The organism is Rhodococcus sp. AW25M09 (assembly GCF_000333955.1).
Taxonomy (GTDB): domain Bacteria; phylum Actinomycetota; class Actinomycetes; order Mycobacteriales; family Mycobacteriaceae; genus Rhodococcoides.
This window is the reverse complement of sequence record NZ_CAPS01000034.1, coordinates 1-22,122: the sequence shown is the minus strand read 5'-3', so window position 1 is coordinate 22,122 and position 22,122 is coordinate 1. Positions and strand designations below refer to the sequence as shown.

General features: G+C 64.9%; 23 protein-coding genes and 1 tRNA gene. 13 read left to right on the top strand and 11 right to left on the bottom strand.

Annotated elements, in window-relative coordinates:
* Window positions 1-314 precede the first annotated feature (314 nt).
* The 3 genes from RHODMAR_RS06265 to RHODMAR_RS06255 form a co-directional block, all read right to left on the bottom strand.
* Window positions 315-404 (bottom strand) — tRNA-Ser (locus RHODMAR_RS06265).
* A 76-nt stretch (window positions 405-480) separates the two neighbouring features.
* Window positions 481-936, bottom strand: a complete 456-nt coding sequence (locus RHODMAR_RS06260; RefSeq protein WP_008712458.1) for a nucleoside deaminase — start codon at window positions 934-936, stop codon at window positions 481-483.
* Between the two features lie 3 nt (window positions 937-939).
* Window positions 940-1,479, bottom strand: coding sequence for a tRNA adenosine deaminase-associated protein (locus RHODMAR_RS06255; RefSeq protein ID WP_008712456.1), 540 nt, complete (start codon window positions 1,477-1,479; stop codon window positions 940-942).
* A gap of 63 nt (window positions 1,480-1,542) precedes the next feature.
* Between RHODMAR_RS06255 and RHODMAR_RS06250 the strand changes: the two genes are divergently transcribed.
* Entirely contained in the window at window positions 1,543-2,514 is a 972-nt protein-coding gene (locus RHODMAR_RS06250) for a prephenate dehydrogenase (protein WP_042938213.1), read from the top strand.
* Here RHODMAR_RS06250 and RHODMAR_RS06245 read toward each other — a convergent pair.
* Window positions 2,487-3,113, bottom strand: a complete 627-nt coding sequence (locus RHODMAR_RS06245) for a putative glycolipid-binding domain-containing protein (protein ID WP_008712452.1) — start codon at window positions 3,111-3,113, stop codon at window positions 2,487-2,489. The two genes, RHODMAR_RS06250 and RHODMAR_RS06245, sit on opposite strands and share 28 nt — an antisense overlap.
* A gap of 77 nt (window positions 3,114-3,190) precedes the next feature.
* Here RHODMAR_RS06245 and RHODMAR_RS06240 point away from each other — a divergent pair, with 77 nt between their 5' ends.
* Window positions 3,191-3,532, top strand: a complete 342-nt coding sequence (locus tag RHODMAR_RS06240; protein ID WP_008712450.1) for a hypothetical protein — start codon at window positions 3,191-3,193, stop codon at window positions 3,530-3,532.
* A 7-nt stretch (window positions 3,533-3,539) separates the two neighbouring features.
* On the opposite strand, the gene RHODMAR_RS06235 is transcribed toward RHODMAR_RS06240, so the two are convergent.
* Together RHODMAR_RS06235 and RHODMAR_RS06230 are read right to left on the bottom strand one after the other, a co-directional pair.
* On the bottom strand, window positions 3,540-5,363 hold the full coding sequence (locus tag RHODMAR_RS06235) for an ABC transporter ATP-binding protein (RefSeq protein WP_008712449.1): 1,824 nt from the start codon (window positions 5,361-5,363) through the stop codon (window positions 3,540-3,542).
* Window positions 5,356-7,149, bottom strand: a complete 1,794-nt coding sequence (locus RHODMAR_RS06230) for an ABC transporter ATP-binding protein (protein ID WP_008712448.1) — start codon at window positions 7,147-7,149, stop codon at window positions 5,356-5,358. The genes RHODMAR_RS06235 and RHODMAR_RS06230 overlap by 8 nt, the downstream gene beginning before the upstream one ends.
* A gap of 179 nt (window positions 7,150-7,328) precedes the next feature.
* Here RHODMAR_RS06230 and RHODMAR_RS06225 point away from each other — a divergent pair, with 179 nt between their 5' ends.
* From RHODMAR_RS06225 to RHODMAR_RS06205, 5 genes are all read left to right on the top strand, one after another.
* Window positions 7,329-8,477: a DNA cytosine methyltransferase gene (locus tag RHODMAR_RS06225; protein ID WP_008712447.1), complete on the top strand. Its 1,149-nt coding sequence runs from the start codon at window positions 7,329-7,331 to the stop codon at window positions 8,475-8,477.
* Window positions 8,474-8,890, top strand: coding sequence for a very short patch repair endonuclease (locus tag RHODMAR_RS06220; RefSeq protein ID WP_008712446.1), 417 nt, complete (start codon window positions 8,474-8,476; stop codon window positions 8,888-8,890). The genes RHODMAR_RS06225 and RHODMAR_RS06220 overlap by 4 nt, the downstream gene beginning before the upstream one ends.
* 206 nt (window positions 8,891-9,096) lie before the next feature.
* Complete coding sequence (locus RHODMAR_RS06215) at window positions 9,097-10,008, top strand: hypothetical protein (protein WP_008712445.1); 912 nt, start codon at window positions 9,097-9,099, stop codon at window positions 10,006-10,008.
* A 9-nt stretch (window positions 10,009-10,017) separates the two neighbouring features.
* Entirely contained in the window at window positions 10,018-10,737 is a 720-nt protein-coding gene (locus RHODMAR_RS06210; RefSeq protein WP_008712444.1) for a DUF998 domain-containing protein, read from the top strand.
* On the top strand, window positions 10,683-11,183 hold the full coding sequence (locus RHODMAR_RS06205) for a GAF domain-containing protein (protein ID WP_008712443.1): 501 nt from the start codon (window positions 10,683-10,685) through the stop codon (window positions 11,181-11,183). Before RHODMAR_RS06210 ends, RHODMAR_RS06205 begins: the two co-directional genes overlap by 55 nt.
* Here RHODMAR_RS06205 and RHODMAR_RS06200 read toward each other — a convergent pair.
* The gene (locus tag RHODMAR_RS06200) at window positions 11,167-12,819 is read right to left on the bottom strand and encodes a dihydroxyacetone kinase family protein (protein WP_008712442.1); all 1,653 of its coding nucleotides are present in this window, start codon (window positions 12,817-12,819) and stop codon (window positions 11,167-11,169) included. The genes RHODMAR_RS06205 and RHODMAR_RS06200 overlap by 17 nt on opposite strands.
* Before the next feature lie 72 nt (window positions 12,820-12,891).
* Between RHODMAR_RS06200 and RHODMAR_RS06195 the strand changes: the two genes are divergently transcribed.
* Complete coding sequence (locus RHODMAR_RS06195) at window positions 12,892-13,440, top strand: YceI family protein (protein WP_042938202.1); 549 nt, start codon at window positions 12,892-12,894, stop codon at window positions 13,438-13,440.
* A gap of 83 nt (window positions 13,441-13,523) precedes the next feature.
* On the top strand, window positions 13,524-14,255 hold the full coding sequence (locus RHODMAR_RS06190) for an SIMPL domain-containing protein (RefSeq protein WP_232433592.1): 732 nt from the start codon (window positions 13,524-13,526) through the stop codon (window positions 14,253-14,255).
* On the opposite strand, the gene RHODMAR_RS06185 is transcribed toward RHODMAR_RS06190, so the two are convergent.
* The gene (locus tag RHODMAR_RS06185; protein ID WP_008712440.1) at window positions 14,252-15,367 is read right to left on the bottom strand and encodes a CaiB/BaiF CoA transferase family protein; all 1,116 of its coding nucleotides are present in this window, start codon (window positions 15,365-15,367) and stop codon (window positions 14,252-14,254) included. The two genes, RHODMAR_RS06190 and RHODMAR_RS06185, sit on opposite strands and share 4 nt — an antisense overlap.
* A 24-nt stretch (window positions 15,368-15,391) precedes the next feature.
* Window positions 15,392-16,273, bottom strand: a complete 882-nt coding sequence (locus RHODMAR_RS06180; RefSeq protein ID WP_008712439.1) for a dioxygenase family protein — start codon at window positions 16,271-16,273, stop codon at window positions 15,392-15,394.
* 100 nt (window positions 16,274-16,373) lie between these two features.
* Here RHODMAR_RS06180 and RHODMAR_RS06175 point away from each other — a divergent pair, with 100 nt between their 5' ends.
* Window positions 16,374-17,327: a pyridoxal-phosphate dependent enzyme gene (locus RHODMAR_RS06175; RefSeq protein WP_008712438.1), complete on the top strand. Its 954-nt coding sequence runs from the start codon at window positions 16,374-16,376 to the stop codon at window positions 17,325-17,327.
* A 1-nt stretch (window position 17,328) separates the two neighbouring features.
* Here RHODMAR_RS06175 and RHODMAR_RS06170 read toward each other — a convergent pair whose 3' ends face one another.
* Entirely contained in the window at window positions 17,329-17,568 is a 240-nt protein-coding gene (locus tag RHODMAR_RS06170) for a hypothetical protein (protein ID WP_008712437.1), read from the bottom strand.
* A 197-nt stretch (window positions 17,569-17,765) separates the two neighbouring features.
* On the opposite strand from RHODMAR_RS06170, the gene RHODMAR_RS06165 reads away from it, so the two are divergent.
* Together RHODMAR_RS06165 and RHODMAR_RS06155 are read left to right on the top strand one after the other, a co-directional pair.
* Window positions 17,766-18,554 (top strand): hypothetical protein, encoded by a 789-nt coding sequence (locus tag RHODMAR_RS06165; RefSeq protein WP_042938207.1) that lies wholly within the window; start codon window positions 17,766-17,768, stop codon window positions 18,552-18,554.
* Between the two features lie 799 nt (window positions 18,555-19,353).
* Window positions 19,354-20,427: a Glu/Leu/Phe/Val dehydrogenase family protein gene (locus RHODMAR_RS06155; RefSeq protein ID WP_008712434.1), complete on the top strand. Its 1,074-nt coding sequence runs from the start codon at window positions 19,354-19,356 to the stop codon at window positions 20,425-20,427.
* Between the two features lie 78 nt (window positions 20,428-20,505).
* Here RHODMAR_RS06155 and RHODMAR_RS06150 read toward each other — a convergent pair whose 3' ends face one another.
* Entirely contained in the window at window positions 20,506-20,985 is a 480-nt protein-coding gene (locus RHODMAR_RS06150) for an Lrp/AsnC family transcriptional regulator (RefSeq protein ID WP_042938199.1), read from the bottom strand.
* Between the two features lie 158 nt (window positions 20,986-21,143).
* On the opposite strand from RHODMAR_RS06150, the gene RHODMAR_RS06145 reads away from it, so the two are divergent.
* A partial coding sequence (locus RHODMAR_RS06145; protein ID WP_008712429.1) for a thiamine pyrophosphate-dependent enzyme occupies window positions 21,144-22,122 on the top strand: 979 nt, incomplete at its 3' end.

The window sequence follows — 22,122 nt, the reverse complement described above, 5'->3', positions numbered from 1 at the left end:
CGAAACCGTAGCTAGACCGCGCGCGTCTGACAAATGCGCGCGCGTTTGCGCCGAACCTAGGGTGATTCACCACGAACCCCGAGAACCCGCTCACCCCCGAGCTGCACCCGCAATACCCACGCGAACTCGACGCCACCTCAGCCCACACGTCCCCCAAGCCCCGCAAATGCGCGCGCGTTTGCCAGGTGCACGGGAAATAAGCCCGAAATCGTAGCGAGACCGCGCGCGTCTGACGAACGCGCGCGCGTTTGCGCCGAAACCGTCGCCGGCGCATACAAAAGCCCCCCCACCTGCGTGAACAGGTGAGGGGCTCGTGGCGGTGGCGGAGGGATTTGAACCCTCGGAGGGGGTGAACCCTCACACGCTTTCGAGGCGTGCTCCTTAGGCCGCTCGGACACGCCACCGCAGAAGACTGTACCGGAATCAGCGCCTGAGGCTAAATCGCCTGCTCAGGTGCCACTTTCGCCTGAGAAAAGACCGCTAGCGCTGGCGGGCGAAGAATTGTGTCAGCACGTCGGCGCATTCGGCTTCCAACACCCCGCCGCGCACCTGTGGCCGGTGGGTCAGCCTGCGGTCGCGGACGACGTCCCACAGCGAACCGACGGCTCCGGTCTTCGGTTCCCAGGCCCCGAACACCACGGCTCCGACGCGGGCCAAGACCAACGCCCCCGCGCACATCGTGCAGGGTTCCAAGGTGACGGCCAGCGTGCAGTTCTCCAGGCGCCAGCCGTCACCGTGCACCGCAGCTGCTCGACGCAACGCGATCACTTCCGCATGTCCGGTGGGGTCGCCCGACGCCTCCCGCGCATTGCAGGCCCGGGCGATCTCGCGTCCCGAGGGGTCGAACACGACGGCTCCGACGGGGACATCGGCATCCGATGCCTCGGCTGCGGCCGACAGCGCGGCTCGGATCATGTCCGCGTCGGACACCGGCATCGGTTACCGCCGCAGCTTGTTCACCGCTGCGGCGAACTCGTCCTCGAAGCCCAGTCGTTCGGCGATGGACTGCAATTGCTCGTCCGGGTAGTCGTCGGTCTCGGCGACGATGATGCCCAGTACCGCCTCCGGTAGTCCGAGGTCGGCGAGGAGCGCGAGGTCGCCCTCTTCGTAGGGTTCGATGTCGTCGAGTTCGTCGGGGTCGACGTCCGGGATCTCGATGTTGAGGGCGTCGAGGACGTCCGCGGCGATTTCGTAGTCGACTGCGGCGACCGCGTCGGACAGCAGCAGGCGCGTGCCGTTCGGTGCGGGACGCAGGATCACGAAGAATTCCTCGTCCACGTCGAGCAGTCCGAACACTGCCCCCGAGCTGCGCAGTTCACGCAGTTCGGTCTCTGCCGCCGACAGGCTGGTCAGTGCGTCGTCGGACAGCGGCGTCACGGTCCACTTGCCGTCCTCTCGGACAACTGCAACGCCGAATCCCTCGAGGTCGTCGTACTCCGATGCGGATGCGCGATTGTCTTTCGCGCGCTGTGCGGCCATGCGCGCAACGGTAGTCCGATAGGGGTGAGTATTCGAAGTCCACCTCCCCTCGGCGCCACCCACCTGTGCCAATCTGATCGGGTGACTTCTTCCTCGGTGTGCGTTCTCGGTCTGGGTCTGATCGGTGGGTCGATATTGCGCGCGGCTCACGATGCGGGTCGCCCGGTGTGGGGATGGAACCGATCGGCCGACGCGATCGCCGGTGCTGTGGCCGACGGATATGACGTCGGGACCGACTTGAAAGCCGCTCTGACCAGGGCAGCAGCCGAGGACGCGCTGATCGTGATCGCCGTTCCGATGCCCGCTGTCGACTCCGTTCTGGCCGCTGTCGCCCAGCACGCACCTACGGCTCCGCTCACCGATGTCGTCAGCGTCAAGGCCGAGGTTGCTGCCGCCGTGGCTGCTCGGGGACTACAGGCGCGTTACGTCGGTGGGCATCCGATGGCCGGCACCAACACCTCGGGTTGGGCGGCCACCGATCCGACGCTCTTCACGGACGCGGTGTGGGTGGTGGGAACGGACGCGGGAGTCGACGCCGACGTGTGGGTCCGCGTGGCCCGGCTCGCACTGGTCTGCGGTTCGGTGGTGGTGCCTGCGGAAAGCGTCGAGCACGATCGCGCCGTCGCTCGGATATCCCATCTGCCGCATCTGCTGGCCGAGGCGCTGGCGATCGTGGGGGCCGCCGGCGGTCCGTTGGCATTGGGCCTGGCCGCGGGCTCGTTCCGCGACGGGACGCGGGTGGCGTCGTCGTCGCCCAATCTGGTCCGCGCGATGACCGAGGGCAACGCGGCCGCCCTCACCACCGCGCTCGACGAGGCCTTGCACGCCCTCACAGCCGCCCGCCGCGAGTTGGACGACAGCTCGACCGAGACCCTCGTCGACGCCGGAAACACCGCGCGCCTGCAGTACGAGCAGCACGAGCGCTTCGAGATCACCGACATCACCCCGGGCGAGCCGGGGTGGCGGGAGAAGATGCAGGACGCGGGTCGACGCGGTGGCGTCGTACGTCAGATCCGTTCGGCCAGTCCCGGATAATCGAGAACGAAGCCGTCGGCATCGACCTTCACCGACGACGTGGAGACCGGTGAGATGACGTAGATGCCGTCGGAACCGCTGCTGTACGTCAAGGTCGCCTCTTGGATACTCAGGTCCAGCAGGTTGACGTAGACCGTCGGCACCTCGACGTCCTGGACCTGGGTGTGCAGACCGAACCGACGAATCGGCAGGGTGTTGAAGAACGGGCTGAGCACCATGTCCACGTCGAGTGCACCGCTGTAGGTCGAGCGCTGATGACTGGAGCTGTTCTCCACCATCCAGTAGCCCTCGTCGTCGCGGCTGACCGATGCCTGACGGTCACCGGAGGCCAGCGAGGTGCGCACCGAGAGCCGCTTGGTGACGCCGTATTCGTCGGTCACCAAGTCGTAGGACGCACTGAAGGCAGGATGATCGGCGCACTCGGCACCGATGATGCGTCCGGCCGCCTTGATCCGGTTGCCGGATAGTTGGACTCGCACGGACTCCATACGGGGAACATCGTGGGCTCGCCACGTCAGGATCGAGGGCCAGGTTTTCGCGTCGGTCGAGCCGGACGCGGGGACGGAGGCATGCTCGGCACCCGATGCTTGAGTGATCACCCACCTACGGTATGCGACAAGCCCCCATCGAGAACAAGCGGACGTGCCTTTTACCCACGTTTACTACAGTCATACCCGTGACGACAGGGAACTCGGGCGGCGGGCAGTTCGATTTCGCGCATTCGGAACAGGCCGCGAAGAGTCGACAGGACAAGGCCACGGCCCTGGCGCGGTATGTGTGGGACCGCGGCATCACCGGTGCCGAACTCCTCGACCTCACCGACGCCGTCCGCCGAAAACTGGCGCGCGCCGCCGACCTGCACCCACCGAGCACGATGGAAACGTGGACCATCGTGGCCGAGCTGCTCGACCGCAAATCCGCCTGGGCAGCCGAGAACCCGAGCCACGACGGTGCGACGCCCCAGCACGCCGACGAGAAGATCATGTGGGTGAAACCGCCCATCACACCCTGGACCTAGGCGAGACTCACACCAGCGAGTCCTCCCACGCCTCGTGCAGGTGCGCGAAGCGTCCCTCCCCCGCGATCAGGTCGTCAGGGGTTCCGTCTTCGACGATGTGACCGTCTGCCATGACGAGCACCCGATCCGCGATGGCCACCGTCGAGAGTCGGTGGGCGATGATCAACGCAGTTCGCCCCTGCAGGATCGTCTCGAGCGCACGCTGCACCAGTCGCTCGCTCGGGATGTCCAGACTCGAGGTTGCCTCGTCGAGCACGATCACCGACGGCGCGGCCAGGAACACTCGCGCGAAGGCAACCAATTGCCTTTGGCCCGAGGACAATCGGCCACCACGCTTGCGCACATCGGTGTCGATACCGTCGGGGAGAGAGGCGATGAACTCGGTCAGTCCGACGGCCTCGGCGGCCGCGCGCACCTCCGCGTCGGTCGCCGTGGGGCGTCCGAGACGAATGTTGTCTGCCACCGATCCGGAGAACAGGAACGACTCCTGCGTCACCATCACGACGTTGCGACGCAGGTCCTCGTCGCCGATCTCACGCATATCGATGCCGTCGAGCCGCACGGCTCCGGCGGTCGGATCGTAGAAGCGCGCCAACAGCTTTGCCAACGTCGACTTGCCCGCTCCGGTAGCTCCGACCATCGCAACCACCTGACCCGCAGGCACGTGCAGCGAGAATTCCGGCAGCACGACGCGTTCGGTGCCGTAGGCGAAGTGCACGTCGTCGAACGTAATGTCGCCCTTGGCGATTCCCACCTCCACCGGGTTCTTCGGTGCCGTCACCGACGGCTCTTCCTCCAGCACACCGGAGATCTTCTCCAGCGCCGCCGCGGCAGATTGGTAAGCGTTGAACACCATCGCCAGCTCGTCGAGCGGCCCGTAGAACCGTCGTAGATACAGCACGTACGCGGCGAGCACACCGATATCCATGTGCCCGTTGATCACTCGCCAACTGCCGAACACCAGGATGATCGCGAGTGTGACGTTGCCGATCCACCGCACGATGCCGGTGTAGCTCGCCATGCCGCGCAGCGCCGCGGTGGTGGCGTCCCGGTACTCCGAATCCTCGGTATCGAGAATCGCATCGTTGCGTCCCTCGCGCCGAAACACCTGCACGGCACGGATTCCGCCCATCGACTCCACGAAATGGACCACGACGCGCGCGATAGCCACCCGTGTCCGACGGTATCCCTGGCGTTGTCGCCGCTGCGACCACCTGGTGACGAGCACCAGCGGGACGAAGCCGGCCAGCACGATCATCGCCATCGGCACATCGAGATACACCAAAATGATCGCGATCGACACCATCGACAGAATGGCCGTCAACGCGTCGTTGAGCGCGCTCTCGAGCAGGGTCTGCAGAGATTCGACGTCGCTGGTCAGTCGTGAGATCAGCCGCCCCGAGGTGTACTTCTCGTGGAACGACAGGCTCAGCTTCTGCGCATGGTCGAACACCCGCTTGCGCAGGTCGTAGAGGATGTTCTGACTCAGGCGTCCCGAGACGGTGAGAAACGCGTAGGTGGTGAACATCCCGAGCAGACCGAAGCCGGTGTATCCGCCCACCGCCCACAGCAGCGGACCCCAATCACCCTGCCCCGCAGCGCCGACCCCGTTGTCCAGCGCATAGGCGACGAACAGCGGACCTGCCACGTAGGTGATGTTGTCGACCAGAATGATCAGGAAGGACGCCAGCGCCTGCTTCTTGTACGGGCGGACCAGCGAGGCGAGCAACCGACGAGAACGCCCGGCCAACACCAGGTTTCCAGTGGCGTCGACCTCGGAGTCCTCACCGCCGACGCCACGCCAATCCTCGGTCGAGGTCTGATCACTCATGGACCGACCCCATCACCTCGCGGTACCGCGGCGACGACGCCAGCAGTCCCTCGTGCGTTCCCTGTTCCACAATTGTTCCGTTCTCGAGATAGAGCACGCGGTCGGACAACGCAGCAGTGGACGGCCGGTGCGCAACCAGCACTGTCGTCGAGTGCGCCAACACGCGCCGTAGTTCCTTCTGCACCTTCGCTTCGGTGTCCACGTCGAGGGCGGACAGCGGATCGTCGAGCACCAGCACCCGCGGCTTGCCCAGTACCGCGCGCGCCAACGCCAGGCGCTGCCGCTGCCCACCGGACAGGCTCATACCCTGTTCACCGATGCGGGTGGCCAGACCCCACGGCAGCTGCTCGACGAAATCCGTTGCGTGCGCGATCGCCAACGCCTCGGCCACGTCGGCATCGGACGCGCCCGGGGACCCGAGCGCGATGTTCTCGCGGGCACTGGCCGAGAACAGCACCGGATCCTCGAACGCCACCGAGACGATGGATCGCAGATCGGCCAACCGCATCGAGGCCACGTCGATACCGTCGATCGTGATGGACCCCTCGGTGACGTCGAACAGGCGAGGCACGAGGTTGGTCAGTGCAGTCTTTCCGCTGCCGGTGTTCCCGACGAGCGCGACGGTCTCCCCCGGCTCGACGACGAAGCTGACGCCGGTGAGCAGCGGCGACGACGCGTCGGGAAAGGTGAATCCGACGCGATCGAATTGCACTCGGCCACGGATCGTCTCGGGCAAATCGACCGGATTGTCCGGATCGGTCACGGTTTCGGGGGTGTCCATGATTTCCCAGTAGCGATCCGCTGCTGTGCGTGCGTTGTTCAGCTCGGCCAGCAGGTATCCGAACGATTCGATCGGCCACAGCAGAAAGGTGACGATGGCGATGGCCGCGACGAGCGTGCCGACCGTCATGGTGCCCTGCACGATCGAGTACGTACCCACGGCCAGGATCGCGCCGATGGTGATCGGTTGCAGTCCGACGATCACGGCCCAGATGATCGCGAGGTAGCGCACCTTCTTCAGCTCGGTTCCCCGCAGTGTGCGGGCCTGACGAAGAAACTGCTTGCCCAGGTGCGCACTTCGACCGAACGCTTTCAGGACGCGAATGCCCTGGATGGATTCTTCGACCGTCGTGGTGACATCGCCCGCCTGATCCTGAGCATCACGCGCCACGACGCGGTACAGGGTCTCGAACTTGGTGCAGGCGATCACCAACGGCACCGACGTCACCACCATGATCAGTCCCAATTGCCAGGACTGGACCAGCAATACGCCGATGCCCACGACCAGGGTGACGGCGTTGATGATGATGAACGGGCCGATGAAGGCCATGAAGCGGCGCAGCGAACCGAGATCCGCAATGGCGCGCGAGAGCAACTGCCCCGATTCCCAACTCTCGTGAGCCGAGACCGACAGTCGCTGCAGCTTGTCGAATACCGTTGCCCGCGCTGTTATCTCGAACTGGCTCGACGGCCGTGAGACCAGGTAACGCCGAACCCAGATGCCGACTGCATCGATGGTGCCGAGCAGGAGAACGAGAGCCGCCGGCCACCAGACCGCAGAGAAATTCCGGTCGGTGATCGGGCCGTCGATGACACGTTGCATCACCAGCGGAATGACCAAACCGGTCATGGTCGCAATCAGCGAGACCACGATCGAGCCGATGTAGAACCACTTGTACGGGGAAAGGAACGGCGCGAAACGCTGCAGCGACGTAGGCGTACGCGCAACTTTCGGGTATGACTGATCGACGGTTCGAGTTTCGGGATCGAGCACACCCGTAGACACAGGTTCTTCTCCTTATTGCTGTGCTCAGATGATTTCATTGCACAGGCTCACTTTCCAACCGATTTTTCGGCGCGTGCATTCCAGTGTGAAACCGAGGGGCAAGGTCGAGGTCAAGAGCAACAGCGATGAGTAACGTAGGGCCGTCGGGCGAGGGAAGGGCACACGTGAGCGCACGGTCGATGGTCGGGTTGTTCGCGGGGATCGGCGGTCTCGAGCTCGGGTTGGCCGAGGCAGGCTGGTCGACGCAGTTGCTGTGCGAGGTCGATCCAGGAGCCCAAGCCGTCCTCACCGCCCGCATGCCCGACGTCCCGCTGCACCCGGACGTCACCCGCCTCCGCAGTTTGCCCGCCGACACCGAATTGGTCGCAGCAGGTTTTCCGTGCCAGGACCTCTCCCAGGCCGGACGCACCGCGGGCATCACCGGTGCGCGATCCGGTCTGGTCGACGAGGTGTTCCGGCTGGTCACGCGTAGGCGCGGTCCGCGCTGGCTGCTGATGGAAAACGTGCCGTTCATGCTGCAACTCGGCCGCGGAGCCGCGATGCGCCACATCACCGACGCGCTCGAGGACCTCGGCTACATGTGGGCCTACCGCGTGGTCGACGCCCGAGCGTTCGGGTTACCGCAGCGTCGGCAGCGGGTGGTGATGTTGGCCTCGCGGACCGACGATCCGCGGGAGGTGCTGTTCTCGCAGGATGCCGGACCGTTGCCCGACGGCGATCCGACCACCATGCCGTGCGGGTTCTACTGGACCGAGGGCATCCGCGGTCTCGGCTGGGCCGTCAACGCGGTGCCCACCCTCAAGGGCGGATCCTCGCTCGGCATCGCCAGTCCCCCGGCCGTCCGGTTGCCGTCGGGCGAGATCGTCACCCCCGGCATCGTCGGGGCCGAGCGCCTGCAGGGATTCGACCCGGACTGGACGCTCCCCGCCCTGCAGCAACCCGGTGTCCGCAGTGGGCATCGTTGGAAGCTCGTCGGCAACGCCGTCAGTGTGCGGATGGCGTCGTGGGCCGCGCGAGCACTCGACGACCCGAAGCCCTACGACGCCTCCAGAGATCTGGCGCTGCTTCCTGGGCAGGCCTGGCCGACTGCAGCCTGGGGACGCGACCGCTCCAGCTTCCGGGTCCCGATATCGACCATGCCGGTGCACGAGCCCGCGGAGGATCTGATCGACTTCCTGGACGATTCGAAGCTGCTCTCGGCGCGCGCGACGGCCGGGTTCCTCAAGCGGGCACGAGCCGGCAACCTGCGGTTCGTGCCGGGATTTCTCGACGACCTCGACGCCCACCTCGAGCGCATGGGCGGGTACGCCGAGCGGGTTCCGGTGTGAGCGCCGACCGCCCTGTCACCGACGCCAAGACCAGCGCCCGACTGAGCAAGCAGCGCCGCCGCGACACCAAACCGGAAGTAGCGCTGCGGCGAGCACTGCACCGGCGGGGCCTGCGCTATTTCGTCGACCGCGCTCCGCTGAAGGGCATGCGGCGACGGGCAGATCTGGTGTTCCCCCGGCGCAAGGTCGCGGTGTACGTCGACGGTTGCTTCTGGCACAGCTGCCCGGTTCACGCGACCAAGCCCCGCAACAACGCGCAGTGGTGGGCCGACAAATTGGCCGCGAACGTCGCCCGCGATCGCGACACCGACAGACGACTGCGCGACGAAGGCTGGCGCGTCGTGCGGATCTGGGAACACGAGGACCCCGCCGTCGCCGCCGACCGCGTCCAGAACGAACTTGTCGATGAGTGAAACCTTCTGAGGTCTCCGCGCGTCCAACCCAATGATCGGGTCGGTTCGAGTGCGGGGGATGTAAGACGATGCAAAGAAGATGGTTTCTTGCCGCGACGGTGCTAGTGCTGGCGGTATCGACAAGCGGATGCGCGGCGGTAGTGCTCGGCACTGCATCCCCCGCCAGCAGTTCGTCTCCTGCTGCATCGAACAGGTACGGGTTCGAAATGTCCGAGGCGGACCGATATCTGGCCGACTCCGCGGACTTCGTGCGCAGTCTCGATCCCTGCGGCTTTCTCATCGAGGCCGATCTCGCTGCCCTCGGCACGGTGGTGCAACTCCGCCCCGACGGCGACCTGAGCACGTGCTCGGCCAGCCTGAATCCCCCCAAATCGAGCGCAACCGACTCCGTGACGATCGATCTGAACGGACATCGGCCGTCGTCCGACGATCGGGACACCGAGCAGGTCACAATCGGAGGCGAACAGGCGTACCTCGACGACTCATCGCAAGGGGGGTGTGGCATCAGCTTTGCGCTCCGCGACGAATTCGACGGTGCCACAACGGGGACCATGGACGTCTTCCTCGCCGCATCCGGTCGTAGTTTCGCCTCGATCGAGGTGTCCCGCAGGGTGGGGGATGCATGCACCGCGGCGAAATCCATCGCCGAGACCGCACTCGGCCTACTGGACGATCCACCACTGCGCGCCGAATCCAAGTACAACCTTCCGCTGGCATCGAAGGATCTATGCGCCGTTCTGGAGCACTTGCCCGCAACCTGGACGGTGGACCGGTGGCGACCAGGATCGGATCCGTACCGTTGCCATTTCATGGTGTCGTCGTCGACGTTCGAGCAACACTTGGCGATGCTCCACATCGATCTCGGCTACGTCGACAGCGACTTACGTTCGACAGACCGCGAGCCCGTCCAGCAGGGCGGCTACACCGTAGAAACACGCGGCTCGAATGCGTCGTGCTTCGCGGACATCGTGCTGGGAAACCCCGTGCTCGGCATGCCCGAAAAGGACAACACTGCCGCGCGCTATGCCCGGACGACGCCCACCCTGTCCATCGTGACGGACGACTGCGACTCCGCTGTTGCATTGGCGGTGGCAGCTGCCGACCTACTCACTGGCTAGCCTTGGTCGGTGCGCTCGAAAACCGAAGGTGTGGATGTCCGCCGAGTACTTGCGGTGGTGTCTCTGATCCTCGCCGGACTGCTGTACTCCGCGTGGGTGGCCGAGTTCTTTCTCGATACCGGTCTCAACCCGACCCGATCGTTTTTGAGCGAACTCGACGCCCGCGATCAGCCGTACCGCGAGTTGTTCTCCACCGCAGACGTCGTCACGGGTTCACTGATGATCGTTGCCGCGGTCCTCGGCTTTCTCGCTACCCCGCGTCGACGGCTCGTCGTCACCGGCTGGGTGGCGTCGGGCATCTTCGGTGCTTCCACCATCGCCGACGCGAAACTCCCGCTCGAGTGTGTCGCGGCCGACGACCCGAGCTGCCCGATCGAGCCGAGCGGACTGTTCCCGCAACTGCATCACCTTCATGCCCTCACCAGCACGATCGCAGTGTTCGCCATCTTCACCGTCATGATCGCGTTCACGCTCGCCGCGTTCCGGTATCGGCTGTACCCACTGCTTCGTACCCTGGGTGTGGCCGTCGCGGCGCTGACAACGCTGGCCACGGCGTGGCTGTTGATTGCAGACAACCTGCCCGGTGAGTACGGCCTCGGCATCGCTCAACGCGTTCAGGTGGGCGGAATGTCGACGTATCTGGTGGTGCTCGGGTGGGCGCTTAGACTCGGCGTATGTCCTTCATCGCAACAGCCTTCACCGCGACCGAACTCGACGGAACCAAGGTAGAGCAGTACCAACAGCTCGCCGAGCAGGCCCGGGGCCTGGTGTTCGACGAATCCGATCTCGTCGCCAACGCCGCCAACCTCTCCGCACTGGTGTATCACGCTCTGCCCGAGGTCAATTGGGTCGGCTTCTACCTGTACGACGGCACCGAGTTGGTCGTCGGTCCGTTTCAAGGTCAGCCCGCCTGCGTGCGCATCGCTCTGAGCAAGGGTGTCTGTGGCGCAGCCGCAACCACCCGCGAGACTCAGCGAGTCGCCGACGTTCATGCCTTCCCCGGCCACATCGCGTGCGACGCCGACACTCGCTCCGAGGTTGTCGTACCGCTGTACCAGGGCGAGACCCTGATCGGGGTGTTCGACCTGGACAGCCCGGTACCGAACCGCTTCGACGCCGACGATCAGGCCGGCCTCGAAGCGATAGCGGCAGTGTTTCTCAGCTCGCTGAGCTAGCGGCTGCCTCGAAGAACCAGGCCATGACCAAGGCACCGGGGTCGACGACGCCTCGAGCGGCCTCACCGACATAGCTGGCGCGGCCACGGTTGGCGGTGATGTCCTTCGTCGATTCGGCTCCGGTCTTCGCGGCGTCGGCGGCAGCCTGCAGGGTGCCGCCGTCCGTCTCGAGCGCATCGACGGCAGGGGTGATGGCGTCGACCATCGTTTTGTCGCCCACGCGGGCTCCACCGAGTTCGGTGATGCTGTCCAGTCCCGCACGTGCGGCCGCGGCAACGGACGCGGCATCGGGTTCGGATTCCAGCATGGTCCGGTAGAACTGCCGGAACCAGATGCCGAACAGCGCGCCCGACGTGCCGCCCGAGTGGCCGAGGTAGGCCTCGCTGACGGCTTCGAATACCGTTGCGGCCGAGTAGCTTTCTTTGATGGCGCCCAGGTCGAGCTGTTCGAGTGCGGCCATCATGTTGGTTCCGAAGTCGCCGTCGCCTGCCTTACGGTCCAGCTCGGTCAATGCAGGTTCTTCGTCGAGTACGCGTTGTACCCAGGCCCCGATCCAGGTCGAGACGAAGGCGGATTTCTCGCCCGCATCGGAGGGTGCGTAGGACGGTCCGAAACCGCCGCGTTCGCCCACTGGCTTCGCGCCACGGCTCGAGACATTCGGCCAAGCGGGTGCCTCGGTGGGTGCGTCCCAGAGTTCGAGCATCTCGTCGTCGGCGCGTACGAGGGTGATCGACGCTCCGCCCATGTTCAGCGCGGTGACGAAGCTGCCGACGAGCGAGCGGGATATCTCGATCCCTTTGCCGGACAGGTATTCCGACAGCTCGCCGAAGAGCAGGTGCAGCTCGAGCGGATGGGTTGCGCCGAGTCCGTTGACGACAGCGATCACCGATTCGCCGGAGTTGAGCCCGAGCGAGGTCACGATGGGCTCGGCGAGTTTCGCCACGATCTCCTGGGCAGGTAGCTCAGGTACTCGGTCGGTACCGCGTTCGCCGTGGATGCCGATGCCCAGTTCGATTTCGTCCGAGGGCAATTCGAAGGACGGCCCGTCCGCGCCCGGCAGTGTCGGCGGGTTCAGCGCGACGGCCATGCTGCGTGCGTTCTCAGCAGTTCGACGCCCGAGCGCTACCACCGCCTGCAGGCTGTCACCGCGTTCTGCCGCGGCGCCGCAGACCTTTTCGACGACGATGGTGGCAGCGGTGCCGCGTCGACCCGGGCCGTCCTCGCTCTCACTGGCGACGTCGTCGTCGACGAGAATCACGTCGGCAACGATGCCGTCCTCCTGCAACAATTCCCGGGCGATCTGGAAGTTCATCACGTCGCCGGTGTAGTTCTTCACGATGTGCACCACGCCGCCGCCGGAGTCGACGGCCTTCGATGCCTCGTGCACCTGAAGGGCGTTGGGCGAGGTGAACACCAGACCGGGGCACGCTCCGGTCAGCATGCCGCTGCCGATGAAGCCGGCGTGCATCGGCTCATGGCCCGATCCGCCACCGGACAGCAGGGCGACCTGACCGTCGGAGATGCGATAGCGACGGGTCAGAAATCCGGGATCCGCATGCCAGGCGATGTCATCGGTAGCGGCAACGAAACCGCGGAGGGCGTCAGCGACGAATGTTCGAGGGGAATTGGAGAACATGGCTTCACACTAATCCTCCCGTCATCACCTCCGGCCGGTTCTCGCCGCCACCACGCGTCTACAGTCACGAAGATGACGACCGACACCTGGACCTTGGACGCATCCGACGGTGGCCGGTTGGCCATCGAAACGGGCGTCACCGGCAAGGCAGCCAAGATGGGTCATCGACTCACCATCGTGATCGAATCGTGGACGGCGTCGGTCCAACGCTCGTCGGGCACTCCGGTCGGGGTCGAGCTCACTGCTGATCTCGAATCGTTGAACGTCGTCAGCGGCGAGGGCGGAGCGACACCGTGGCTCGGTCCGGAAGCGATCGTGGCGAAGGCCAATGCGCTGAAGGCTCTGGAGGCGAAGCGACACCCGCGGGTTCACTTCGTCTCGACTGACGTTACCGAGAACGAGCGCGGATTCCTCATCACCGGCGAGCTCGAAATCCATGGCGTCACGAAGCAGATCGCGGTCGAGGTCATCGGCGGCGGGGAGACGCAGAGTCTGACGTCTCGGACCACCGTGCGTCAGTCGGACTACGGAATCACACCGTATTCGCAGATGTTCGGAGCCATGAAGGTAGTGGACGAGGTGACCGTCTTATTCGACGTCGAATACCAGGCACAGCCCTGAGCCTTTTGGAGTCGCAGCCCTGAGCCTTTGAAGTCACAGCCCTGAGCCTTTCCAATTCGCTTGCCATGGTGGACACTGCGGCGGTGAGTCGAAATCGATGGACGATCGGATCGTGCGCATCGGCCCTGCTGCTGACAGTGGCCCTGACCGCGGGATGTAGCGGTCCAGCCGCCACGTCCCCCGATGGACCTCCCGGAGTGAACGTCAACGGCGTGGGAGAAGTACAGGGTGCACCCGATACGTTGACGGCGCGGATCGGCGTCCAGGCCTCGGCCGAGGATGTCACTGCCGCTATCGAACAAGCCAACGTGGCAGTCGGTGATGTCACGGACGCGGTGATCGCAGCAGGCGTCGACCGCGAGGACATCCAGACTCAACAGGTGTCGATAGATCCGCAGTACTCCGGCGCTCTCCCTGGCGGCACCTCGGAAATCTCCGGCTATCAGGCCACCAACACCTTGCAGGTCACGGTTCGCGACCTGTCGAAGGCGTCTGCAGTGCTGGGCGACGCGACCTCCGCGGGTGGAAACGCGACCCGGATCTCCGGGGTCTCGTTCCGGATCGACGACGATTCCGAGCTGATCGCCGACGCTCGGTCCAGGGCGTTCGCCGATGCCCGCGATCGCGCCGAGCAGTACGCGAGCCTCGCAGGCGGGGAGCTCGGCGACGTTCTGTCGATCACCGAGTCGATCACCGGCCAGGAGCAGCCGAGTAGCTTCCGCGAGTCCGCCAGTTCGGCGGCCTTCGATGTGCCCATCGAACCGGGACAGCAGACCGTCAGCGTGTCCGTGTCGGTGAAGTGGGCGTTGAACTAGAGCCGGGTCCAGGGCGTGGGCGGCATGCGGTAGCTCACCGGCGTCGCCGAGAAGTCCAGCGGGTTTCGGACGCCGTCGGACGCTGCTCCCGGAACCTCGACCCGAGGCTGAAGCCCGAGTGACTCCGCGAACGCGAAGGCCTCCTCGAGGGAATTGACCGGCCCCGCGGGAACGTGTCGGGCCATGAGTTGTCGATACCACTCGTCCGCGGTACGCGTCTGCAACGCCGAGGTCAGGATGTCGACCAGCTCGTCTCTATGCTCGACACGCGCAGAATTGGACGAGAAGCGCTCGTCCGCAGCCAGTCTCGGCTCATTGAGCACTTCGGCCAACGCCTGGAACTGACGATCGTTGCCCACGGCCAGTGCCAGCGGTCGGTCAGCGGTCTCGAACACCTCGTACGGCACGAGCGAAGGGTGCTTGTTTCCCATCGGAACCGGCACGACGCCGGCACCGAGATAAGCCGACGACTGAGTGCTCAAAGCAGACAGTACCGACGCCATCAGCGAGGTCTGCACCTGCTGACCCGCACCGGTGTTCGATCGATGATGCAGTGCCGCAAGGATTCCGCTGAGCGCGTGTAGGCCGGTGACGATGTCGACCATCGCCACTCCCACTTTGGTGGGTGTCGACGCATCGGGACCGGTGACGCTCATCAGTCCGCCGACCGCCTGGACCACGAGGTCGTACCCGGGGAGCGCTGCCCCGCCGCCGGTGCCGAATCCGGTGATCGAGCAATAGATCAGCCCGGGATCGGTCTGCGAGAGTTCCGTGTAGCCCAGGCCCAACCGGTCCATGGTTCCGGCTCGGAAGTTCTCGATCAGGATGTCGGCACCCGCGACGATCTCGCGCGCCTCGGCTCCGCCGCTCTCGGACTGCAAGTCGATGAACCTCGACGTCTTGTTCCGGTTCACCGAGTTGAAATAGGTTGCCGTACCGGCGGAGTCGTACGGCGGACCCCAGGATCGGGTGTCGTCACCGGTGCCGGGTCGCTCGATCTTGATCACGTCTGCGCCCATGTCGCCGAGCATCATCGTCGCGTACGGGCCGGCGAGCACACGGGAGAAGTCCGCGACCACGAGGCCTGCGAGTGGACCGGGGGCGGGTGTCATCGGTCCACTGTATGGCCCTGGGTTCTACGCGACTGCGAAGGACCGCTTCGCCAAGCCGAACTGGAAGCCCGCGATCTTGGTGGTCACCGGGGCCTCCGGGTTCTCTGCGGCACCCAAGGTGACGAACAGTGGCGTGAAGTGCTCGACGGTGGGATGGGCATACGGCATTCCCGGTGCGGCACTGCGGAAGTCCGCGAGCGTGTCGACGTCACCGCGCGACAACGCGTCGGCGGCCCAGAGATCGAAATCCTCCGACCATGTGGGCACGGTGTTGGCCGAGAAGTTCTCCCGCGACAGAAACGGCAACCCATGCGTCATGAAGCCGGAACCGATGACCAGTACCCCCTCGGCTCGAAGCTCTTTGAGGGCCGCTCCGATCGCCATCAACCGATTGGGCGCATGCGTCGGCAGGCTGAGTTGCAGAACGGGAACGTCGGCATAGGGGTACATGACCTTGAGCGGCACCCAGGCACCGTGATCGAGTCCACGCGCGGTGTGCTGGTGCAGGTTCTCCGACGCGGGCATGGCCGCGGCAACTCTGTCGGCCAGCGCCTGCGCCTCGGGCGTCCGGTACTCCATGGAAAAGTAACGCTGGGCGAAGCCGCCGAAGTCGTAGACCAACGGGGTCGCGGCCGCCGACGCAGACAGGCTCAGCGGAGCCTCTTCCCAGTGTGCGCTGACGATGAGGATCGCCTTCGGCTTCGACATCGACTGCGACCAGGTGAACAGCTCGTTCATCCAGAGCGCATCGTCGAATACGGGGGGTGCGCCATGGCTGATGTACAGGGCGGGCATCGGCCCGTCACTCGGAGTCCATATTTTCTGCGATCGGCTCGTGGGTGCGGCATCGGCGAGAAATGCGTCGAACGCTGCGCCCGCGACCGGCGGGTTGATCACGGATGTCATGGCGGGTCCTTCTGGTGTTTAAGTTGAACCTTCAACTTAGCACTACCGTCGAGTTTCGACAACGCCTGCTCACCGGCACCGGACGCTTTACAGTTGCCCCATGCCCACGGTGACCCTCGCGCAATATCCGACGCCTCTCGAACCCGCACCACGCCTGGCCGCGGCGTTGGGACTCGGCGCGGACGATCTGTGGATCAAACGTGACGACCTACTCGGGCCGGGCGGCGGCGGAAACAAGATTCGCAAGCTCGAATGGCTGTGCGGCGCGGCGATCGAGGCCGGGGCCACCACGCTCGTCACCAGCGGCGCGGCGCAGAGCAATCACGCCCGGCTCACAGCTGCCGCCGGGGCACGCCTCGGCCTCGACGTGGTGCTCGTCCTCGCCGGCGCACCCGACCCCTCCGACAACGGAAATATCGTGCTCGACGGCCTGTTCGGAGCGCGCATAGTCTGGGCGGGCACCGACTCGCTCGAGGATCGAGTGGCAGAGACCGCCGCCGAATTGGGCGAGAAGGCATCGCTCATCCCGTTCGGCGGTACCTCTCTCACCAGTGTCGAAGGCTATGCCTCGTGCGCCGACGAAATTGTCGCCGAGATCCCCGCGGTGACCACGATCGTCACAGCGGTCGGCTCTGGAGGAACCATGGCAGGGCTCGTCAGACGCCTCGGCGCCGCGCGCGTCCTCGGCGTCGATTGCGGAGCCGTCTCGGATCCGGTGGATCGCGTTGTGCATTTCGCCGATCTCCCGATCGATCGCGAGCAGCTGAGATTGCGGCGCGATCTCGTCGGCGAGGGATATGCAGTGCTGTCGGATTCCGTCGCGGCAGCAATGACGTTGGTCGCCCGCACCGAGGGGCTCGTGCTCGACCCCGTCTATTCCGGGCGCGCCGCCGCCGGACTCGTTGCTGCCGTGGAAGATTCGACGATCAAGGCAGGAGAGCGAACCGTGCTACTGCACACCGGCGGATTGCCGGGATTGTTCGGCCACCGCGGTGCCGTCGAGTTCGGCCTACGCCAAGCCGGCTACCCGATGGGCCAAGACACGCCCGCCTGAGCTAACCGATCGACAGCACGAGGCCCGACGCGGCGACAACCGCGGTCGACGGTTCGCTCGGAATTGTCTGATGGACCGCCATCGACGAGTTCTCGGTCAGCAGGGGATTCTCGCCCTCCGGCGGTCCGAGCACTGCACGAACGATCAGCGTCGCTCCAGCGGCAACAAGTGCAATCACGATGACCACTGCAGCAACGATCAGCAGGGTCCGGGGACCACCGAACAGATTCTTCGAGCTCATGAGTCCATCATGGCCCACCCCGAACTGGACTGAGCCGCGTGGTGGACATCGGCACCCGGGGAGTGACGGAATGACTCTTGACTAGAGTTGCCCGTGATGTTCGCCCGTAACTCGACGAGTCGAACCGAACGGACGGGAGAACGCGTGACCGATTACCGGAAGCTCGGCTCCGCTGCCACCTCTTGGGAGCCGATTCGATGATCCCGCCTTTCTTCCACCGCCTGTGCGACGATGCCTCTCTCCTCACGTCGGGCGGCATGACGCTCGATGCCGCTGTAGAACAACATCTTCGGCATCGAACGAGTGCATTCGCAGACCTGGTGGGGCCGTTGGTCGTCCCCGTCGATCGCCTCCCGGAGCTCCACCTCGTCGCCCGAATGGAGGTGTCGCTGACCGTGCCGCTGGGGCCCGGCTCGGTCGAGGCCGGCCTGCGCGCCGCCGACCGCACGGCCGGGGTGACCGTCGTGTCCATCGAGGTCGCAGTCCCCGACGGCACCCACATCGATGCGCTGCACAGGATCAGACAGGACATCGACATCTATGTCGAGATCCCCCGAGACTCCCGACGAGACGACATCTTCGACGCCGTGGACGAGCGTGGGTATCGCGCACAGTTCAGGACCGGCGGTCTCACGGCCGACATGCATCCGACCGAGCACGAGCTCGCGGCGGCGATATACGAGGCTGCACGGCGCGAAATTCACTTCAAGGCCACAGCCGGTCTGCACCACGCGGCCCGTAACACCGATCCTGACAATGGTTTCGAGCAGCACGGCTTCCTCAACGTGATCCTCGCGGCGCAGGCCGCGCACAGCGGCGCGCGCATCGGTGAGCTCGAGAAAATCTTGGCGATCCGAGATGCGGACGTCCTCGCCGGGCTCGTTGCCACGATCGAGGGCCAGCGCGCATTCGCGTCCTTCGGCACCGGCAGTATCCGCGAACCCCTCGACGAGCTCGTGCATCTCGGACTCGTCCCACCCCTGTGAACAGGGAGCGCCGCTCGTGACCCGGATGGAGATTCTCAGCGGTTCCGAGTTCCGTGGCATGCGGTGTCACGTGCGCAGGTGGCCCTCTAGCTTGCGGATACTGTCTCGTCGTGAACTGCGGAGCGGCCTTCGCAACAGCGTCTGCTTGCTGTGCTGGAACGACCACAATTCAGTGTTATCGGTGCACGGGATCCCTCGAGAATGCGAGGAGTGACGGTGAATTTTCCGAGCGGGAAAAGGTGGGTTCTCTTCTGGTCGGCGCAGGCATTGCTCTGGGCCGTTGTTTCGGTTATTCGGACTCAGGACGGTGCGTTTGCGGTCTGGTCATGGGTGGCTACTTGTTTGCTTGCTGCGGCCGCAATCCTGACCGGGCTTCGTACCTTTCGCCGCAGAAGTGACAACGAGCATGGACCCATGAATCCGTAGGGAAAGTGACTAGTGCATCGAGTGGCCTGAGTTGCGCGTTCTCGGTGTGACGCACCGAGTAGTGAACGTCGCAGGGCGGCATGCTGTGTTCGTAGGAAATGCTCGCTGACCACATGCGTGATCTGTGCACCGGTCATGCCCAGCGGCATTCACTTTTTCCAGGTCACGACGTGATCCGCAAGGTCGCGTTGGACAATCGGCTGCAGCGCTTGCTCATTGCCTTCGATTTGTCTCCGATTGTGAATCCTTCGAGACATTTTCGGAACGCACTCGGCATGCTATGAAGACGAACCCTCCATCGCCGCGGGCCCGAATCGGGACCGCTCGGAGTCAGATACGTCCGCTGCATCCATCGAACATCAAGGGGTCAACCATGAGCATCGACAGCGCACTGAACTGGGACGGGGAAATGACGGTCACCCGATTCGACCGTGAGACGGGTGCCCATTTCGTCATTCGACTCGATTCGACCCAACTCGGACCGGCGGCCGGAGGCACCAGAGCCGCACAGTACTCACAGCTGGCGGACGCCCTCACCGACGCCGGCAAATTGGCGGGTGCGATGACGTTGAAGATGGCGGTGAGCAACCTTCCGATGGGCGGGGGCAAATCCGTGATTGCGCTTCCCGCGCCGCGTAATTCGATCGATCCGAGCACGTGGGCACGCATCCTCCGAATCCACGCCGAGAACATCGACAAGCTGTCCGGCAACTACTGGACCGGACCGGACGTCAACACCAATTCGGCCGACATGGACACTCTCAACGACACCACCGAGTTCGTGTTCGGCCGGTCGCTCGAGCGCGGCGGCGCGGGTTCGAGCGCGTTCACCACTGCCGTTGGGGTGTTCGAGGCGATGAAGGCGACCGTTGCGCACCGCGGGCTGGGGTCACTCGACGGTCTGCGGGTCCTTGTCCAGGGCCTGGGCGCAGTCGGAGGATCACTGGCTTCGCTCGCCGCCGAAGCGGGTGCGCAACTTTTGGTGGCCGACACCGACGCAGAGAGAGTGGCACACGCTGTCGCGTTGGGCCACACCGCGATCGCCCTCGACGACGTCCTGTCCACCTCGTGCGATGTCTTCGCACCCTGCGCTATGGGCGGCGTCATCACCACCGAGGTGGCGCGAACACTCGACTGTTCGGTCGTGGCCGGTGCCGCCAACAACGTCATTGCCCACGAGGACGCGTCGGACATCCTGCACGAACGCGGAATTCTGTACGCACCCGATTTCGTGGCCAACGCCGGCGGTGCCATCCACCTCGTGGGGCGCGAGGTTCTCGGTTGGTCCGAGTCGGTTGTCCACGAGCGAGCAGTTGCCATCGGCGACACTCTGAATCAGGTCTTCGAGATTTCCGACATCGACGGCGTCACTCCGGACGAGGCTGCCCGCACTCTCGCTGGACGGCGCGCCCGAGAGGCCTCCAAAACGGCGGCGACCACCTCGTAATCGTTCTCGAATTCTGTCGATCGCCCATGGGGTTCCATCTCGCGTGAACGGTCGATGAACGCAGAGCGATCCGGCCGCTCACGCAACGGTCGGCGTCCCGTCCAATCCGCCTCGGTCCTCGTCGAAGATCAACCACGTGCGGGTTGCGCGAACGCCGTCGAGCGATTGCAGACCTTCGAGCACAACTCGCCGCAAACTCTCGTTGTCCGGCGTCCGGATGAGTACCAGGACGTCGAAATCCCCTCCCAGCAAACTGAAATGGTCGACGAATTCCATGGCGCGCAAACCATCTGACACTGTGCGCCACGAATCTTGGCGGATGGACAGTGCGATGAACGCAGAAGTACCGAGCCCGGCGGCCGCATGATCGATCTGCACCGTGAACCGTTCGATGATTCCCGATTCCTTCAGCCTGTCCACGCGGTTGTAGGCATGTGCGCGCGAAATGTGCACGCGGTCCGCCAAGACCCGCATCGACAGTCGCCCGTCGACATTGAGTTCCCGAAGAATCCGACGATCGACGTCGTCGAGCTCCACCTCACCGCGTACCTCCACCATTCGTCCACCCACGCCCTTTCGATTTCGTGCCTACAAAGACAATAGCGCCAGGTTTTCGTTCTCCGATCACCAATTGTCCAAAGCCGACGGCTATTGGTCCGCAACTTGCCATGAAGCATGCAGAATCGCCGTACAAGCCGATCCCAGGAGAATGACCCATGACGACAGTCGAGAAGGTTCCGGCAACGTCCTACCAACAGTTCATGCCTGCCGACCGTCCGGTGCAGTATCTCGCGCCCGATGGGACGGGCGTGGACAGTGCCGCCCGATACGCACACCCGTCGAACGAGCGCCTGCTCGAGATGTACCGCTCGATGGTCCACGGCCGCCGATTCGACCAACAGGCAACGGCTTTGACCAAGCAGGGCAGGCTCGCGGTCTATCCGTCCTCACGCGGACAGGAAGCCTGCCAGATCGCGGCCGCCCTGTGCCTGGGCGAGCAGGACTGGATGTTCCCGACGTACCGCGACTCGATGGCTCTCGCGGCGCGAGGCGTCGACCAGGTGGAGTTGCTCGGCATGCTCGCCGGCTACTGGCACTGCGGCTACGACCCGACCGCCTACAAGGTCGCACCTCAATGCACCCCTCTGGCAACACAATTGCTGCACGCGACCGGCTTCGCGTATGCCGAGGCGAAGCAGGGACGAGACACCATCGCCCTCGCGTTCTGCGGCGACGGTGCCACCAGCGAAGGTGACTTTCACGAGGCCCTGAACTTCGCCGCAGTGTTCCGAGCCCCGGTGATCTTCCTGGTGCAGAACAACGGTTTCGCCATCAGCGTTCCGTTGGCGCGACAGAGTGCCGCTCCGTCGTTGTCGCACAAGGGCGTCGGCTACGGCATCGGTAGCGAGCAGGTCGACGGCAACGACCCGGTGGCGATGATGGCCGTGATGGACGAGGCCGTGAAGTACGTCCGAGCAGGCAAGGGACCCGTGGTGGTCGAGGCGCACACCTATCGCATGGATGCGCACACCAACGCCGACGATGCGACGCGCTACCGTAAGGCCGACGAAGTCGAGGGCTGGCTGGCCCGAGATCCCCTCGCGCGCCTCGATTCCTACCTCGAAGCCCAGGGTGTTCTCACCGACGAGCGGCGCGAGCAGATGACGATATCCGCCGACGCCGATGCTGCGGCAC

Excerpts from the sequence above, each read along its gene's own strand:
- RHODMAR_RS06260 (WP_008712458.1), bottom strand. The coding sequence starts at position 936 with ATGCCGGTGTCCGACGCGGACATGATCCGAGCCGCGCTGTCGGCCGCA.
- RHODMAR_RS06255 (WP_008712456.1), bottom strand. The coding sequence starts at position 1,479 with ATGGCCGCACAGCGCGCGAAAGACAATCGCGCATCCGCATCGGAGTAC.
- RHODMAR_RS06235 (WP_008712449.1), bottom strand. The coding sequence starts at position 5,363 with ATGAGTGATCAGACCTCGACCGAGGATTGGCGTGGCGTCGGCGGTGAG.
- RHODMAR_RS06225 (WP_008712447.1), top strand. The coding sequence starts at position 7,329 with ATGGTCGGGTTGTTCGCGGGGATCGGCGGTCTCGAGCTCGGGTTGGCC.
- RHODMAR_RS06215 (WP_008712445.1), top strand. The coding sequence starts at position 9,097 with ATGTCCGAGGCGGACCGATATCTGGCCGACTCCGCGGACTTCGTGCGC.
- RHODMAR_RS06205 (WP_008712443.1), top strand. The coding sequence starts at position 10,683 with ATGTCCTTCATCGCAACAGCCTTCACCGCGACCGAACTCGACGGAACC.
- RHODMAR_RS06200 (WP_008712442.1), bottom strand. The coding sequence starts at position 12,819 with ATGTTCTCCAATTCCCCTCGAACATTCGTCGCTGACGCCCTCCGCGGT.
- RHODMAR_RS06195 (WP_042938202.1), top strand. The coding sequence starts at position 12,892 with ATGACGACCGACACCTGGACCTTGGACGCATCCGACGGTGGCCGGTTG.
- RHODMAR_RS06185 (WP_008712440.1), bottom strand. The coding sequence starts at position 15,367 with ATGACACCCGCCCCCGGTCCACTCGCAGGCCTCGTGGTCGCGGACTTC.
- RHODMAR_RS06180 (WP_008712439.1), bottom strand. The coding sequence starts at position 16,273 with ATGACATCCGTGATCAACCCGCCGGTCGCGGGCGCAGCGTTCGACGCA.
- RHODMAR_RS06175 (WP_008712438.1), top strand. The coding sequence starts at position 16,374 with ATGCCCACGGTGACCCTCGCGCAATATCCGACGCCTCTCGAACCCGCA.
- RHODMAR_RS06170 (WP_008712437.1), bottom strand. The coding sequence starts at position 17,568 with ATGAGCTCGAAGAATCTGTTCGGTGGTCCCCGGACCCTGCTGATCGTT.
- RHODMAR_RS06165 (WP_042938207.1), top strand. The coding sequence starts at position 17,766 with ATGATCCCGCCTTTCTTCCACCGCCTGTGCGACGATGCCTCTCTCCTC.
- RHODMAR_RS06155 (WP_008712434.1), top strand. The coding sequence starts at position 19,354 with ATGAGCATCGACAGCGCACTGAACTGGGACGGGGAAATGACGGTCACC.
- RHODMAR_RS06150 (WP_042938199.1), bottom strand. The coding sequence starts at position 20,985 with ATGGTGGAGGTACGCGGTGAGGTGGAGCTCGACGACGTCGATCGTCGG.